13 protein-coding genes are annotated in these 15,620 nt (G+C 57.4%); 6 read left to right on the top strand and 7 right to left on the bottom strand.

Annotated features, from left to right (window positions below):
* Window positions 1-82 precede the first annotated feature (82 nt).
* Together GOW98_RS06080 and GOW98_RS06075 are read left to right on the top strand one after the other, a co-directional pair.
* Window positions 83-1,240, top strand: coding sequence for an RsmB/NOP family class I SAM-dependent RNA methyltransferase (locus GOW98_RS06080; RefSeq protein ID WP_170330168.1), 1,158 nt, complete (start codon window positions 83-85; stop codon window positions 1,238-1,240).
* A gap of 100 nt (window positions 1,241-1,340) precedes the next feature.
* Window positions 1,341-3,632: a hybrid sensor histidine kinase/response regulator gene (locus GOW98_RS06075; protein WP_170330167.1), complete on the top strand. Its 2,292-nt coding sequence runs from the start codon at window positions 1,341-1,343 to the stop codon at window positions 3,630-3,632.
* Here GOW98_RS06075 and GOW98_RS06070 read toward each other — a convergent pair.
* On the bottom strand, window positions 3,629-4,222 hold the full coding sequence (locus GOW98_RS06070) for a sulfotransferase family 2 domain-containing protein (RefSeq protein ID WP_170330166.1): 594 nt from the start codon (window positions 4,220-4,222) through the stop codon (window positions 3,629-3,631). The genes GOW98_RS06075 and GOW98_RS06070 overlap by 4 nt on opposite strands.
* A gap of 192 nt (window positions 4,223-4,414) precedes the next feature.
* On the opposite strand from GOW98_RS06070, the gene recA reads away from it, so the two are divergent.
* The 4 genes from recA (at window position 4,415) to GOW98_RS06050 (ending at window position 9,557) form a co-directional block, all read left to right on the top strand.
* Window positions 4,415-5,482 (top strand): recombinase RecA, encoded by a 1,068-nt coding sequence (gene recA / locus GOW98_RS06065; RefSeq protein ID WP_170324960.1) that lies wholly within the window; start codon window positions 4,415-4,417, stop codon window positions 5,480-5,482.
* A 138-nt stretch (window positions 5,483-5,620) separates the two neighbouring features.
* On the top strand, window positions 5,621-8,290 hold the full coding sequence (gene alaS / locus GOW98_RS06060) for an alanine--tRNA ligase (RefSeq protein ID WP_170330165.1): 2,670 nt from the start codon (window positions 5,621-5,623) through the stop codon (window positions 8,288-8,290).
* A 1-nt stretch (window position 8,291) separates the two neighbouring features.
* Window positions 8,292-8,579 carry a DUF1330 domain-containing protein gene (locus tag GOW98_RS06055; protein WP_170330164.1) on the top strand — a complete coding sequence of 96 codons (288 nt, stop codon included), beginning with the start codon at window positions 8,292-8,294 and terminating at the stop codon, window positions 8,577-8,579.
* Between the two features lie 288 nt (window positions 8,580-8,867).
* Window positions 8,868-9,557 (top strand): transglutaminase-like cysteine peptidase, encoded by a 690-nt coding sequence (locus tag GOW98_RS06050; RefSeq protein ID WP_367646811.1) that lies wholly within the window; start codon window positions 8,868-8,870, stop codon window positions 9,555-9,557.
* Window positions 9,558-9,697: 140 nt separating this feature from the next.
* Here the strand turns inward: GOW98_RS06050 and GOW98_RS06045 are convergent, their stop codons facing one another.
* From GOW98_RS06045 to GOW98_RS06020, 6 genes are all read right to left on the bottom strand, one after another.
* Complete coding sequence (locus GOW98_RS06045; protein WP_170329867.1) at window positions 9,698-10,495, bottom strand: hypothetical protein; 798 nt, start codon at window positions 10,493-10,495, stop codon at window positions 9,698-9,700.
* 300 nt (window positions 10,496-10,795) lie between these two features.
* Window positions 10,796-12,613: a translational GTPase TypA gene (typA, locus tag GOW98_RS06040; protein ID WP_170330162.1), complete on the bottom strand. Its 1,818-nt coding sequence runs from the start codon at window positions 12,611-12,613 to the stop codon at window positions 10,796-10,798.
* Window positions 12,614-12,689: 76 nt separating this feature from the next.
* Window positions 12,690-13,025 (bottom strand): DMT family transporter, encoded by a 336-nt coding sequence (locus GOW98_RS06035; protein ID WP_170330161.1) that lies wholly within the window; start codon window positions 13,023-13,025, stop codon window positions 12,690-12,692.
* A gap of 390 nt (window positions 13,026-13,415) precedes the next feature.
* Window positions 13,416-14,561 (bottom strand): HD domain-containing protein, encoded by a 1,146-nt coding sequence (locus tag GOW98_RS06030; RefSeq protein WP_367646808.1) that lies wholly within the window; start codon window positions 14,559-14,561, stop codon window positions 13,416-13,418.
* A gap of 8 nt (window positions 14,562-14,569) precedes the next feature.
* On the bottom strand, window positions 14,570-14,815 hold the full coding sequence (locus GOW98_RS06025; protein ID WP_170330159.1) for a hypothetical protein: 246 nt from the start codon (window positions 14,813-14,815) through the stop codon (window positions 14,570-14,572).
* Window positions 14,815-15,468, bottom strand: coding sequence for an alpha/beta hydrolase (locus GOW98_RS06020; RefSeq protein ID WP_170330158.1), 654 nt, complete (start codon window positions 15,466-15,468; stop codon window positions 14,815-14,817). Before GOW98_RS06020 ends, GOW98_RS06025 begins: the two co-directional genes overlap by 1 nt.
* Window positions 15,469-15,620: the final 152 nt, after the last annotated feature.

Here is a 15,620-nt window from a genome sequence, read left to right as displayed (position 1 = left end):
AAGGTTTGCGGCGCCCGGATCAGGGCGCCGTTTTGCATTTCTGGCTATGGCAATAGTCAAATTTTAAGCATCGGAAGAGATCATGACCCCGGCCGCACGTATTCAGGCTTCGATAGAAATCCTTGATGAGATTCTTGCGGGCGCGCCTGTCGAGAAATCCCTGACCAACTGGGCTCGCCGCAGCCGGTTCGCCGGGTCCAAGGATCGGGCTGCGGTCCGCGATCATGTGTTCACTGCATTGCGGTGCAAACGATCTTATGCGGCGCTCGGAGGGGCCGAGACCGGGCGTGGCCTGATGATCGGTGCCGTGCGTGCATCTGGTGAGTCGTTGGAGGAATTGTTCTCGGGCACCCGCCACGCGCCCGAGGTTTTGACTGATAATGAGGTCGGGTGCGATTTCGCCTCCAAGGCCGAACAGTATGATATCCCCGATTGGCTCTGGCCCCGGTTTGAAACTTCGCTGGGAGATCAGGCGGTTTCGGTTGCAAAGGCCCTGCAAAGCCGCGCGCCGGTGCATTTGCGGGTCAATCTGATCAAGGCGGACGTCCCCAAGGCAATCGAGGCGCTGGCCGCCGACGGTATCATCACCGCCGCTCATCCTGCCTGTGACACAGCGTTGGAGGTCACTGAAGGCGCGCGCAAGATCGCGCAAAGCCGGGCCTATGCGGACGGGCTGGTCGAGCTTCAGGATGCGGCCAGTCAGGCTGTTGTTGCGGCCTTGGATTTGCGTCCGGGGATGCGCGTGCTGGATTATTGCGCGGGCGGCGGCGGTAAGTCTCTGGCCCTGGCCGCGCGAAAAGGTGTCTCGGTTTTTGCCCATGACGTGAACGCTACACGGATGCGGGACCTTCCGGCACGGGCCGAGAGGGCCGGCGCGCGGGTCGAGATTCTGGCAACGAAAGATATCGCTCAACGGGCCCCGTTCGATATCATCCTTGCGGATGCGCCGTGTTCAGGCAGCGGATCGTGGCGGCGGGCTCCGGCAGGGAAATGGGCGCTGACCGAAAGCCGCCTGCAGGAATTGTCGAGTATTCAGGCCGCTATTCTGGCACAGCTGTCACCGGTGATCGCTCCAGGTGGTATTCTGGCCTATGCGACTTGTTCGATGTTGGACGACGAAAACGGAAATGTTGTCGATGCTTTCCTGCGTAAGAATCCGGTTTGGACCGAGGTTTTTCGGAAATCGTGGCTTGTCTCCCACGGCACGGACGGATTCTTCACATCACACTTGACGCGATAGCGCGACAGGTCATAGCAACTTAAAGGAGAGTGCTAGTTTTTAAACGGGCATTAACCTTACTTGGGCTGACTGCGTGAAAGCCCACTGACCTGAGTTGTTTATGACTGACACTACGGAAGTTTTTTCTGATCCGTCCTATCAAAATGCCCCGACCGGTTTGCGACTAGCTCCTCTGGTCTTGATCGGCGTGCTGTTGAGCCTTTCGCCCGTTATGGGGCTTGTACCCCGGCTATGGCACACCGGAGTTGTTGTGGCGGGTGTATCGCTGCTGGCAACGAGTTTCCTTGTGGTGCTGCGGGGAAAGATCGTGGATTATCTGGCGCAGCAGGCGGTGAAAACTATGGCGGTTTTTGCGGAACAGGATCTGTTTCCTTGTGTGATCGCAAATACTCAGGGTGAAATTCTGGCCGTCAACACTGAGGCGCGAAACAAGTTTCATGCCACCCCGGGCGGGCGGTTGGAATACTGCCTGAAGTCCACGTTCGCAAATCCAGCGGCGATTCTGTTGCGGCTACAATCGAAGGCAGAGATTTACGGCAAAGCGCGCGAAGACATTGTGACCGTTGGATCAACAGTACCGGTTTCTGTGTTCGATGTCGGCAATGGTCAGTACTGCTGGCGGTTTCATCTGGATACCCCAGGGCAATGGGACGAGGTTGCCGTTCCCGTTTTAACCGAAGGTCGCAACGGTACATTGCTGCGGGTCAACGTTGCGGCGGCCCATTTGCTGGGGCAAAGGCCACATACGCTGCAAGATGTCCTATCCAACGCCCCTGGCCCAAAAGGCGAAATCGTGCAGATCCAGACGGCAAATGGCGCCGTCTCTGCCGCCGTGTGCGAACTCAACCGGTCCGGCACCGTGCGTGACCTGCTCTTGCTGCCGACAGAGGCAGTGGGGCATGTCAGCAGTGGCGCGTCCTTTGCCGAGTTGCCGGTGCCCATCGTGCGCCTTGCGCCTGACGGAAGGATTCTCGAGGCCAACCGTCTGGCGGTGAAACTGATCGGGGATATCGATCCCGGAGAAACCAATGCCGACCAGATCATGCACGGGCTCGGCTATCCGATTTTGGATTGGCTGTCGCGCACGGCGGCTCAGGAACCGGCGCTGCGGTCCGAGTTCCTGCGTCTGACCCGGCAGGACAAAGAAGTGTTTGTTCAGGTCACGCTGAACCGAGTTGTGAATGACGGGCAGGTTCAGCTGATTGCGGTGTTGAACGACGCCACCGAACTCAAGACGCTCGAGGCGCAGTTCGTGCAGGGGCAAAAGATGCAGGCGGTCGGGCAACTGGCTGGCGGCGTCGCCCATGATTTCAACAACCTTCTAACGGCCATTTCGGGGCATTGCGACCTGCTGTTGCTGCGGCATGACCAGAATGACCCGAACTATGGGGACCTTGTGCAGATCAACCAGAACGCCAACCGGGCGGCCGCTCTGGTTAGTCAGTTGCTGGCGTTTTCGCGAAAACAGACGCTGCAGCCTGAGGTGCTGGATCTTCGCGATACGATCTCGGATTTGATCCACTTGCTGAATCGGTTGGTGGGCGAGAAAGTCCGCCTGATCCTTAGCCACGACCCGGTGTTGAAACCCGTTCGGGCGGATAAACGGCAGCTGGAACAGGTGCTGATGAACCTCGTGGTCAACGCCCGTGATGCTATGCCCCATGGCGGCGAGGTGCGGATCGAGACCGAGGTTGTGGTGCTGAACGACCCTCTCACGCGTGACCGCGCTACGGTTCAGCCCGGCGAGTACGTCACCGTTAAGGTGATCGATAGCGGCGTCGGTATACCCTTGGAAAAGCAGCAAAAGGTGTTCGAACCGTTCTATACGACCAAACGCACCGGGGAAGGCACCGGTCTGGGGTTGTCGACGGTCTACGGAATCGTCAAGCAAACGGGTGGTTTCATTTTTGTCGACAGCGTTCAGGGGCACGGGACGGAATTCATCGTTTATCTGCCTGTGTCTGTCGCCTCACCAGAAGCCCAACGCGACGCAATTCCCGCCGCCGACCCGCAAACTTCCCGTAAGGGCGAAGGCGTTGTTTTGCTGGTCGAAGACGAGGCTCCGGTACGCGCTTTTGCGACACGTGCGCTGCGGTTGAAAGGCTATACCGTGCTCGAGGCCGAGTCGGCGGAAGAGGCGCTGCGTCTGCTGGAGGACGGCGCGCTGAATGTCGACGTTTTTGTCACCGATGTGGTCATGCCAGGCATGGACGGGCCGACCTGGGTGCGCAAGGCGATGGAGGCGCGTCCGGATACAAGGGTGATCTTCATGTCCGGCTACACCGAGGGAGCTTTCGGCGATTCAGGCCCGGAGATCCCGAATTCCACCTTCCTGCCCAAGCCCTTCTCGCTGAACCAACTGACTGAGGCGGTGTTTCAGCAGATCAACTAAAGTGCCGCATCATGGCAGGTGAACTCGGCCGCGTGCCGTTTGCGAAATTTGGTTTCCGTCTCGGGTGTTAGAAGCAGTTCGCGATGGGGTGAGACGTTCTCCCGTTTCAGGTCGATCTGCATGTTCAGCCGGTCTTGCAGGAAATCCAGAATCTTGTCCTGGTTTTCATACTTAAAGACATGGCTGGCGCCAAAGCCGTTGCTCCGGGTGCGGAAGAACTGACTCTGGCTGCCTATATCGGCAAATTCAGGACGGGGGTTTTGCATATAGGCTTGCACAAAGTCATCAAAGCTCAGGTCACGGGTGGAATGTGGATGCCCGATCCGGTCATCCCGGCTGCGGAACTTGTACCAGCTGCCCAGCCAATCGATCGGTTCGCGTACGACCGCCATGATTTCCATTTCGGTGTCGTACATTTTCCGAAAGATGTTCTGAAAAAAACGGTCATAGCGCCGCACTGGGGCGTGTTTCAGATCCGGCGGACCGGTTACGACAAAGTCGGCGCGGTCGCGTAGGGCGGTGTGATATGCTGTGCTGCCTGTTTTGGGAACGGCCAGAAACGCAAGGCGTTCCTTATAGAAAACAAGCATTTAGTTGCCCTTTGCCAATCTTTGTTACTGTCGCAGATTGGCGTAAACGACTCTTTAACACAATTGCTGAACAGTAAGTATTGTAAGTTTTAGTTGAAATGTTCTCTTTTTGGTCTCATAAGGAACAAGAGGCGAACAAAGCAGCGATTGCCGCCCGTTCAAGGGTGTGACAAAAGGGAAGGCGACAGGACAATGGCGGATCTTCTGACGATGAGCGACAAGAAAAACGCAGACAAGCAAAAGGCGCTCGACAGCGCGTTGGCGCAGATTGAACGGCAGTTCGGCAAGGGCTCGATCATGAAGCTGGGCGAGGATGCCAAGCAGGATATTGATGCCAGCTCGACCGGTTCACTGGGTCTGGACATTGCGCTGGGGATCGGCGGTCTGCCGATGGGCCGGATTGTTGAGATTTACGGGCCTGAAAGCTCGGGTAAAACCACTCTAACGCTGCATTGCATTGCAGAACAGCAGAAACGCGGCGGTGTTTGTGCGTTCGTTGACGCGGAACATGCGCTGGACCCGCAATATGCCCGCAAGTTGGGTGTTGATCTGGATGAACTGCTGATCTCGCAGCCCGACACCGGCGAGCAAGCGCTTGAAATTACCGACACGCTAGTGCGGTCGGGTGCGGTGAACATGGTCGTGGTCGACTCGGTGGCGGCGCTGACGCCGAAATCCGAGCTTGAGGGCGACATGGGCGACAGCAACGTCGGTGTTCAGGCCCGCCTGATGAGCCAGGCGATGCGCAAACTGACCGGTTCGATCAGCCGTTCGAACTGCATGGTCATCTTCATCAACCAGATTCGGATGAAGATCGGCGTAATGTTCGGCAGCCCGGAAACCACGACTGGTGGTAATGCGCTGAAATTCTACAGCTCGGTCCGGCTGGACATCCGCCGGATCGGTGCGATCAAGGACCGCGATGAAGTGGTCGGCAACCAGACCCGCGTCAAGGTCGTAAAGAACAAGGTGGCGCCGCCGTTCAAGCAGGTGGAATTCGACATTATGTATGGCGAAGGCATCAGCAAAATGGGTGAGCTGCTGGATCTGGGCGTTAAGGCCGGTGTGGTTGAGAAATCCGGCTCGTGGTTCAGCTATGGCGACGAGCGGATCGGGCAGGGGCGTGAGAACGCCAAGCAGTACCTGCGCGACAACAGCCGTGCCGCGCTTGAGATTGAAGACAAGATTCGTGCTGCACACGGGCTGGAGTTTGACATGCCGCCGGGCGCTGCCGAAGATGACGATATCCTCGAAGCCTAAGGCTATAGAAGAATTCTAAAGGCAAGGCGGTCCAATGGGCCGCCTTGTTTCGTTCGGCACCCCCAATGCTGTGGACTATCCGCGGGGACGGGGATAAACCCGTTTCAACACAATATGATTGCGCGCTGAGAGAAGCTTATGCCCACGCTGAACGATATCCGATCGACCTTTCTGAACTACTTTGCCAAGCAGGGGCATGAGGTGGTGGCGTCCAGCCCTCTGGTCCCGCGCAATGACCCGACGCTGATGTTCGTGAACTCGGGCATGGTGCAGTTCAAGAACCTGTTTACCGGAGTAGAAACCCGCGACTATCAGCGTGCGACCACGGCCCAGAAATGCGTTCGTGCCGGTGGCAAACATAACGACCTGGACAACGTCGGCTACACCGCACGGCATCACACATTCTTTGAGATGCTGGGGAACTTCTCGTTCGGTGATTATTTCAAGAAGGACGCGATCCCGTTTGCGTGGGAGTTGATCACCAAGGAATTCGGCATCGATAAAAGCCGCCTGCTGACCACGGTCTATCACACCGATGACGAGGCATTTGAGATCTGGAAAAAGGTTGGCGTTCCCGAAGACCGGATCATCCGCATCGCAACCAATGACAACTTCTGGCAGATGGGTCCGACCGGTCCTTGCGGCCCGTGCACGGAAATTTTCTATGACCATGGCGACCACATCTGGGGTGGCCCTCCGGGTTCGGCCGAGGAAGATGGCGACCGGTTTATCGAAATCTGGAACATCGTTTTCATGCAGAACGAACAGTTCGAGGACGGCTCGATGGTCGAACTCGACATGCAGTCGATCGACACCGGCATGGGTCTGGAGCGGATCGGCGCGCTGCTGCAGGGCAGCCATGACAACTATGATACCGATTTGTTCAAGACGCTGATCGAGGCGTCGGCGGACGCAACTGGCGTTGATCCATATGGAGACCAGAACGTCCACCATCGGGTTATCGCGGATCACTTGCGCTCGACTTCGTTCCTGATTGCGGACGGGGTGATGCCCAGCAACGATGGGCGCGGCTATGTTCTGCGCCGGATCATGCGTCGGGCCATGCGCCACGCACACCTGTTGGGCGCGAAAGATCCGGTGATGCACCGTCTGGTGCCAACGCTAGTACAACTGATGGGCGCGCAGTATTCGGAACTGGGTCAGGCGCAGGCGTTGATCGAAGAAACCCTTCTGTTGGAAGAGACACGCTTCAAGCAGACCTTGGATCGAGGTCTGAAGCTTCTGGATGACGAAGTCACGGGCCTGTCCGAAGGTGCGGCCTTGTCTGGTGATGCAGCATTCAAACTGTACGACACATACGGGTTCCCGCTGGACCTGACGCAGGATGCGCTGCGCGAAAAGGGCCTGACGGTGGACACGGATGGTTTCGATGCCGCCATGGCCGAACAAAAAGCCAAGGCGCGCGCCGCATGGGCCGGTTCGGGCGAATCTGCGGATCAGGCTGTTTGGTTCGACGTTCTGGATGAGGCCGGAGCCACGGATTTCCTTGGCTACGATACCGAAAAAGCCGAAGGGCAAGTGGCCGCGCTGGTAGTTGACGGTGCTCTGGTCGATAAGATCGAACAGGGGGGCACCGGCTGGGTTGTCGTCAACCAGACGCCTTTCTACGGCGAAGCCGGTGGTCAGGTCGGCGATACCGGTGAAGTCCGGCGCCTCGAGAACATGCAGGACGTGGCGCAGGTTGAAGACACGCGTAAGTTTGCCGAAGGCAAGGTCTATGCGCATCGTGTAACGGTCAGCCAGGGAACGTTGTCGAAGGGTGACTCGGTCGAGCTTTCTGTCGATCACGCGCGCCGTACCGCGATCCGCGCCAACCACTCGGCCACTCACCTGCTGCACGAGGCGCTGCGTGAAACGCTGGGTGATCACGTTGCACAGCGCGGGTCGCTGAACGCGCCAGACCGGCTGCGGTTCGACTTCAGCCATTCCAAGGCGCTGAGCCCCAAGGAAATCCAGAAGGTCGAACGCGAGGTGAACGAGTTCATCCGCCAGAACTCGACCGTTGAAACCCGGATCATGACGCCGGACGATGCGCGGGAACTGGGTGCTCAGGCCCTGTTCGGTGAGAAATACGGCGACGCGGTTCGCGTTGTCTCGATGGGCAAGGCCCCGACCGGTAAAGGGCACGACGGCGACACATGGTCGATCGAGCTGTGTGGCGGGACGCATGTGCGTCAGACCGGGGATATCGGCACTTTTGTCGTGCTGGGTGACAGCGCCAGCAGTGCCGGTGTGCGGCGGATCGAAGCGCTGACCGGTGACGAGGCGTTCCGCCACCTTTCGGCGCAAGATCAAAGGCTTGGTCAGATTGCGTCAGAATTGAAAGCACAGCCGGACGACGTGGTTAGCCGGGTCAAGTCATTGCTGGATGAACGCAAGGCCTTGCAAAACGAAGTGGCGCAACTGCGCCGCGATCTGGCGATGGCTGGCGGCTCAGGGCAGGGCGGTGCCGAGGCCCGCGATGTGAACGGAGTACCCTTCCTGGCGCAGGTGCTGAGCGGCGTTTCCGGTAAAGACCTGCCCGCGTTGATCGACGAACACAAAAGCCGGTTGGGCTCGGGCGCGGTGCTGTTGATTGCCGATGCCGGTGGCAAGGCCGCCGTTGCGGCCGGTGTGACGACGGACCTGACGGACAAGGTCTCGGCCGTTGATCTGGTTCGGGCCGCAGTTGTTGAACTGGGTGGCAAAGGCGGCGGCGGACGCCCCGACATGGCGCAGGGCGGTGGTCGTGATGCCTCAAATTCCGATGCGGCGATCAAAGCCGCTGAACAAGTATTGGGAGGATAACATGCCCGCACTCTGGATCGCCCACGTCACCGTTACCGATAACGAGGCCTATGGAAAGTACGCTGAGCTAGCTGGTCCGGCGATTGCCAAGCACGGGGGTGAGTTCATCGCCCGCGCAGCGCGTTATGTTCAGCTTGAAGGCAAAGAGCGGCCGCGCAATGTCGTGGCCCGGTTCCCCTCGGTTGAGGCTGCGGTGGAGTGCTACGAATCCCCGGAATATCAGCAAGCGTTGGATCACGCGCGTGGTGCCAGCGAACGAGAACTGGTTGTGGTGGAGATCACGGAATAAAGCCGAATTGGCAAACTTGCGCCAATTTCTGTTTAGCTGGGCGGGTTTCAGCCAATAGAAAGGTCAGACGCCATAATAGGCTTTCTGGCCTAAAATTCTTGCAAACAAGTAAAATTTATCAAATACTTATGGTGGAAATTGGGTGAAAGGACTGCATAACGTTTTTCCCTTTTTGACCAAAAACCCTATATTTCTGCCAGAAATGGTCCAAATGACGGACGAATTTCTGCCTTTTTTTGCTTGCAACGTCACTGCTGATTGCGCAAACGGCACCATCCGCTGATAGTGATGCAAAGCACTCTACGGTCCCGTTTTACCGCCATCGCGGGAAATAGTTGGAATAGAGGAACAGGCATGAAACCGTTGAGCACTGACTTCAGAGACGTTTATGCGCGGTTGGCCACGTCCGTGGGACGACTATTCGTTGTAACTGCGTTGGCGACCAGCGCCTTTGCTGCGGGCACTGCGGCCGGTGCGAGCGAGGGCAGCTTTATCCAGGCAGCGGCAGCGTCAGCGCCGCCTACCGGAGCGCGCGGGCTTTGCCATGAATACAACTGGGCTTGTTCGTCCAAGGCCTCGGCGTCTATGTCAAGCCAACAGGAAATGCGGGTCGTCCAGCGGATCAACCGCCAGGTTAACGCAACAACACGCACGGTTACGGACATGTCGCAGTACCGTACTGCGGAGAGATGGGCACTGCCGACATCCCAAGGCGGGGATTGTGAAGATTTCGCTCTCTTGAAAAAGCGCGATTTGATTCGTGCAGGCGTGGATCCCAGCAAGTTGTTGATCGCGACCGTGTTGGACAGGCAGCGTAACGCGCATGCTGTACTTGTCTACCGGTCAACTGCCGGTGATTTGGTATTGGATAACCTGACAAATCAAATCAAACCATGGTCCGCAACTCGATACCTTTTCCTCCGAATGCAAAATCCTCGAAAACCCAGCGGTTGGGTTGGGGTTTACAGCCGTAGTTAAAACTATCTTGCCGAAACTCGGCCAAGGATCCGATCATTTGACAATAGCAAGGGCGACAAACCAGTCGCCGTATTGATTCTGAATCAGATGGTCAGATTATGCCGATCAATTTTTAGCAGCATTGATCTGCAGGTTCTCAATTAGAATACGCCACCACTGCCAGCACCTCCGGCATTGCCGCCACCGGTACCGCCGCCACTACCGGCACCGCCCGAGTTTCCACCGTCACCGCCGCTGTTGCTTCCGCCACTGCCACTACCGGAGCTGCCACCGCCGCCATTGTTGCCGCCGTTGCCGCTACCGGAATTGCCGCCGCCGCCATTGCTTCCGCCGTTGCCGCTGCCGGAATTGCCGTCGCCGCCATTGTTGCCGCCGTTTCCGCTGCCGGAATTGCCCCCGCCGCCGTTGTTGCCGCCGTTGCCGCTGCCAGAATTGCCGCCGCCGCCATTGTTGCCGCCGTTGCCGCTGCCGGAATTGCCGCCGCCACCGTTGCTGCCGCCACCACCACTGCTGCGGCCTTCACCGCTGCTGCGGCCGCCGCCGTTGTCGCCGCTGTCACTGCTACTGTTTCCACCATCGTTGCCGTTGTCGTCGCTTCCGCTACTGGCGAAGAAAACGCCAGAGTTTTCACCTTGACCATTTCCGTCAGAATCCCGATCAGAGGAATTTGTTGTTGCCGTTGGAATGTCTGTCAGAACAGATGCGAATCCAGGACAGCTTTCAAGAGTCCTTGCCAAAATATCCTCAAAGTCAGCACGCCGCTGTATATAGCGCAGCATTCGGGTATCAACGACTGTGCAACCACACAGTGTATCAGTTGATACTGACTGACGAGCTGTTTTGGTGTTACATCTTTCCGCAAGCGCCGCACTGGCCGTAATCAGTGGGAATGTTGCCGAAACAAATACAATAGACAATAAACGGGATTTCACGCGCATAGCGCCACTCCTTCAATACTCGTTACAAACTTCTTCACAACAACTGTGGAGATACATGGCTTACAAAAAAAAACGTGCCATCTTTATACCCTAATTACATCCAGTTTTTGACGCAATTGCAAGGGGAGCTTAAGGCGAGCGACTTATATTATGCGCAACTATAAGGGGAAAGTGACTTGAAACCAAAAAGAAAGCCCGCCATATTGGCGGGCTGTTCTGGCGTTCAATGCTTGGAATGGGATGTAAAAATGCCTCTGTTGAAGTATTGTTTCACAAACGTGAACAATTTCACAGTCAACTCTAGGCAGATTTTGCCATGCGCTTGCGTTCGTGCGGATCGAGAAACCGTTTGCGCAGGCGTACTGCGTTAGGTGTTACTTCGACCAGTTCGTCATCGTCGATATACGCGATGGCTTCTTCCAGCGAAAACTGAACGTGGGGGGTCAGCCGGACCGCGTCGTCGGAACCGCTGGCGCGTACGTTGGTCAGCTTTTTGCCCTTGAGCGGGTTAACCTCAAGGTCGTTATCCCGCGAATGCTCACCGATCACCATACCCTGATAGACATCAGCCTGCGGCCCAACGAACATGCGGCCACGCTCTTCCAGGTTCCACAGAGCGTAGGCGACGGCCTGACCATTCTCCATCGAGATAAGAACGCCTGCACGACGGCCAGGGATCGGGCCTTTGTGGGCCGCCCAGCCGTGGAACACGCGGTTCAGCACGCCGGTGCCGCGGGTGTCCGTCAGGAATTCGCCATGATATCCGATCAAACCACGAGAGGGTACATGTGCGATGATACGGGTTTTGCCAGCGCCGGCGGGGCGCATCTCGGCCAGTTCGCCTTTGCGTGCACCTGTAATTTTTTCGATCACGGCGCCCGAGAATTCATCGTCCACGTCGATGGTGACCTCTTCGATGGGCTCCATGCGCTGGCCGTCCTCGTCACGGAACAGAACCTGCGGGCGCGAGATGCTGAGTTCGAACCCTTCGCGGCGCATGTTCTCGATCAGAACGCCCATCTGCAATTCGCCGCGACCGGCAACCTCAAAAGCCTCACCGCCGGGGGTGTCGGTGATGCGGATGGCGACGTTGGATTCAGCCTCTTTCATCAGGCGGTCGCGGATCACACGCGACTGCACTTTTTTGCCGTCACGTCCGGCCAAGGGCGAATCGTTAATGCCGAAGGTCACGGTGATGGTCGGCGGATCGATCGGCTGCGCGGGCAGGGCCTCTTCAACCTGCGGCGACACCAGCGAGTCGGCCACTGTTGCCTTGCTCATGCCCGCGATGGTGACGATGTCACCCGCTTCGGCGACGTCGATAGGCTGTTGGGCCAGACCGCGGAAGGCCAGGATTTTCGACGCGCGGAAGTTTTCGATCAGTGTGCCGTCGCGCGACAACGCTTTGAGGCTGTCACCGGCCTTCAGCGTACCGCTTTCCACGCGACCGGTCAGGATGCGACCGATGAACGGGTCGCTGCCCAGCGTAGTGGCCAGCATCCGGAAGGGCTCGTCTTTCATGTCGGCCTGTTTCGGGGCAGGCACGTGATCGACGATCAGGTCGAACAGGGCGGTCAGGTCCTGGCGCGGTCCGTCCAACTCCATATCGGCCCAGCCCGAACGGCCCGAGGCATACATGGCCGGGAAATCCAGCTGGTCGTCGTCAGCGCCAAGGTTGGCGAACAAGTCGAAACATTCGTCCAGCGCCCGGTCGGGTTCGGCATCGGGCTTGTCGACTTTGTTCAGAACGACGATGGGACGCAGGCCCAGAGCTAGCGCCTTCGAGGTCACGAACTTTGTCTGCGGCATCGGGCCTTCGGCTGCGTCAACCAAAAGGACAACGCCGTCGACCATGCTGAGGATTCGCTCGACTTCGCCACCGAAATCGGCGTGGCCGGGGGTATCGACGATGTTTATACGCGTGCCTTTCCATTCGACCGAAGTGGCCTTGGCAAGGATGGTGATCCCGCGCTCGCGCTCGAGGTCATTGCTGTCCATGGCGCGTTCGGCCACAGCCTGATTTTCCCGGAACGCGCCGGATTGTTTGAGCAGCTCATCCACCAGGGTCGTCTTGCCGTGGTCCACGTGAGCGATGATTGCGATGTTGCGCAGGTCCATGAGAGGTCAGCCTTTGAACGGGAAGTTGCCGCGCGCATAGCGCGGTTTGACCAAATAGGCCAGCCCTAACCGGTGATCAGTGGCCAGCGGTCTTGGAAAACAGGTGAATGATCAGAATTCCGGCCAGAATCATCGTCAGTCCAAGGACCGCCGGCCAGTCCAGTCTTTGCCCGAAGACGATAAAGCCGATGATCGCGATGAACACGATGCCAAGGCCGGACCAGATCGCGTAGACGATGCCAACCGGCATGAATTTCAGCGTCAAACCCAGAAGATAAAAAGCGATGCCATAGCTGACAACGACCAGAACAGACGGCCAGAGGCGGCTGAACTGCTGGCTGGCCTGCAGGGCCGTGGTACCGATGGTCTCGGCGATGACCGCCAGAAACAGGATCAGATAAGCATGGGGCACGGTGAGGTTCTCGACAAAAGTTTTGCGAGGTTGAGCACGAAATCAGCCGCACGGGCAAGAGAAATCTCGATGCCACCGGCCTTGTGAAAACGAAAGAGCCGATACTGACAGCTGTCGTAAGGTCAGGATAACCTGACTGTCATTTTGCAAACCTACATGATAAAAAGCATTTGTTTTTAAAGGTTTTTGTTATGTGAGTGTTTTTCATGACGAAGTTTGCCAAGTATATCGTTTTAGTTTCGGCATTGATCGTAGCGCTCGGGTGGCTTGCAGGCGGGGGGTCCGTCGACAAAAATGCGGCCAAGTTTGTTGAACGGTTAGATAGTGATAAGGTTTGAGCGTCTGCTGAAACACGGGGGAAAGAGGCCTTTGGGCCTCTTTTTCTTTTGCCTACGAATTGGTTGTAGCAGCAAAAAAGGCGTCAAGCTGCGGCTGAAGCCACGCCCACAGACCTGGCGCTCCGCGCCGTACCGGGGTGCCAACACGCTGTTCGATCTGGGCGTAGGTGACGTTGTAATCTGTCCATGATCCACCGCCCGTGGCAAGATTGCCGACCGGGGCCTGAAAGCGATCTATGGCCTTTGCAAAGCGGGCGTCCGGGCTGTCGGCGGCTTCGAATTCGTACCACAAGGACATAAAATCTGATTTTTGATCATCCGGCAGTAACCCAAACAGGCGTTCGGCTGCCGCCTGTTCTTCGGCTTCTTGCGCGGCGTGGTCGACTTGACCGTGGATCGGATGGTCTCCGGCGTCGATCTCGACGATATCGTGCAGCAACAGCATTTTCAGTGCGCGGTCGATCGAAACGCCTGGTGCTGCGTGTTCCGCCAGTATCCAAGCGTACAGCATGATATGCCACGAATGCTCGGCCGAATTTTCGAACCGTTCACCGCTGAGCAGGCGCGAGGCGCGGAAAACCGATTTCAACTGGTCGGTCTCTGCAAGAAAGGTAAGGCGAGTCGAGAACGTGGTTTCAGCTGGCTGATTGCCATCCAGCAGGCTCTGGGCGGCGGCATGGGCTTCGGGAAACTCGGTCTTCAGATAGGCCGCGCGCCCACCGTTCAGGTTGTCCTGCACGATTGCCCGGTGTTCTGGCATTGGATTGGGCGCGCAAAGGACCTGGAACATCGGCTGGCAACGATCCAGATATTTGGCGAATTTCGCGTCCGGGCTTTGGTCGGCCTCGAACTCCTGCCACAAGGCAAGGCAGGTCGCAGCTTGATCCGTGGGCAACAGGCCAAACAACTCGGCTGCGGCGGCGTTTTCAAGCCGCTCGACGGCCTGCCAGTCTGTTTGCAGGTGGATCGGGTGGTCACCAACTATGATCTCGACCAGATCATGCAACAACAACATCCGGATGACCCGGTCGATGCTGACATCTGTATCGGCCAAGGGTTGCATCACCAGCGCCCAAAGCGCCAGTTGCCAGCTATGCTCGGCCGCGTTTTCAGGGCGGGACTGATCCAGCAGGAAGTTGGCGCGATCAACCGATTTCAGGCTGTCCGCGCGTTTCAGGAATTCGATTTGCGCGGACAACCTGGAGTTCATTTCTTTTCAATTGCCTTTGTTTTCGCGCGGTGTTCGGTAAGTCGTTTGATCACAAACTGGCGGGCTTTGCGCTCGGACAAACGGACGCGGATTTCGGTCAGAAACGCTTCTTCCAAAGTCTGAGAGGACGCCCCCAAGAGATCGCCCACTTCAACATAGAAGCGGTCTTCTCCGGTTTCGTCCATCACTTTCATAGTGTCCTCGGCCAGCTTCGCTGCGAGGGTGGTGATGGTGTCGGACATTAACGCGTGTTCTCGGTCAGGCGGCGTTTTACATAGTCGCTGACATCAGTGATCAGTGTGTCCATGTGACGGTCCTGGAAGAAGTGGTCGGCGCCTTCCACTTCATTATGGGTGATGGTGATACCTTTTTGTTCGTGAAGTTTGTTCACCAGCGAGGTCGTGTCTGTCGGTGGCGCTACACGGTCAGCCGAGCCATTGATGATCAGGCCAGAGGACGGGCAGGGTGCCAGGAACGAAAAATCGTACATGTTGGCCGGCGGCGACACGCTGATAAAGCCGGTGATTTCGGGGCGGCGCATCAGAAGTTGCATCCCGATCCACGCCCCAAAAGAGAAACCGGCGACCCAGCAGTGTTTTGAGTTGCTGTTCATTGACTGCAGGTAGTCCAGCGCCGAAGCGGCATCGCTTAGCTCACCCACGCCTTGATCGTATTCGCCTTGGCTGCGACCGACGCCACGGAAGTTAAAGCGCAACACGGTGAAACCCATGTTGTAGAACGCATAATGCAGGTTGTAGACCACCTTGTTGTTCATGGTCCCGCCAAACTGTGGATGCGGGTGAAGCACGATGGCGATCGGTGCGTCTTTTTCCTTTTGCGGGTGGTAACGGCCTTCCAGGCGGCCTTCGGGTCCGGGAAAAATCACCTCGGGCATGTGTGCTTTGGTCCTGTCTTTTTCTTCTTGGCGCCGGGATATACTTGACGGTTATCGTCAGGCACCTTAGAACGGTTCTAATTATGTTGCTTTGCGCAAGTTGCTGCCTGTCGGAGATACGCACTGGCGGCGGCGGCGTCAATGTTTTCGCG

Source organism: Ruegeria arenilitoris, assembly GCF_013032445.1.
Classification (GTDB): domain Bacteria; phylum Pseudomonadota; class Alphaproteobacteria; order Rhodobacterales; family Rhodobacteraceae; genus Ruegeria; species Ruegeria arenilitoris_F.
Note: the sequence above shows the minus strand (reverse complement) of the source record. Positions and strands in the feature narration are given on the sequence as shown.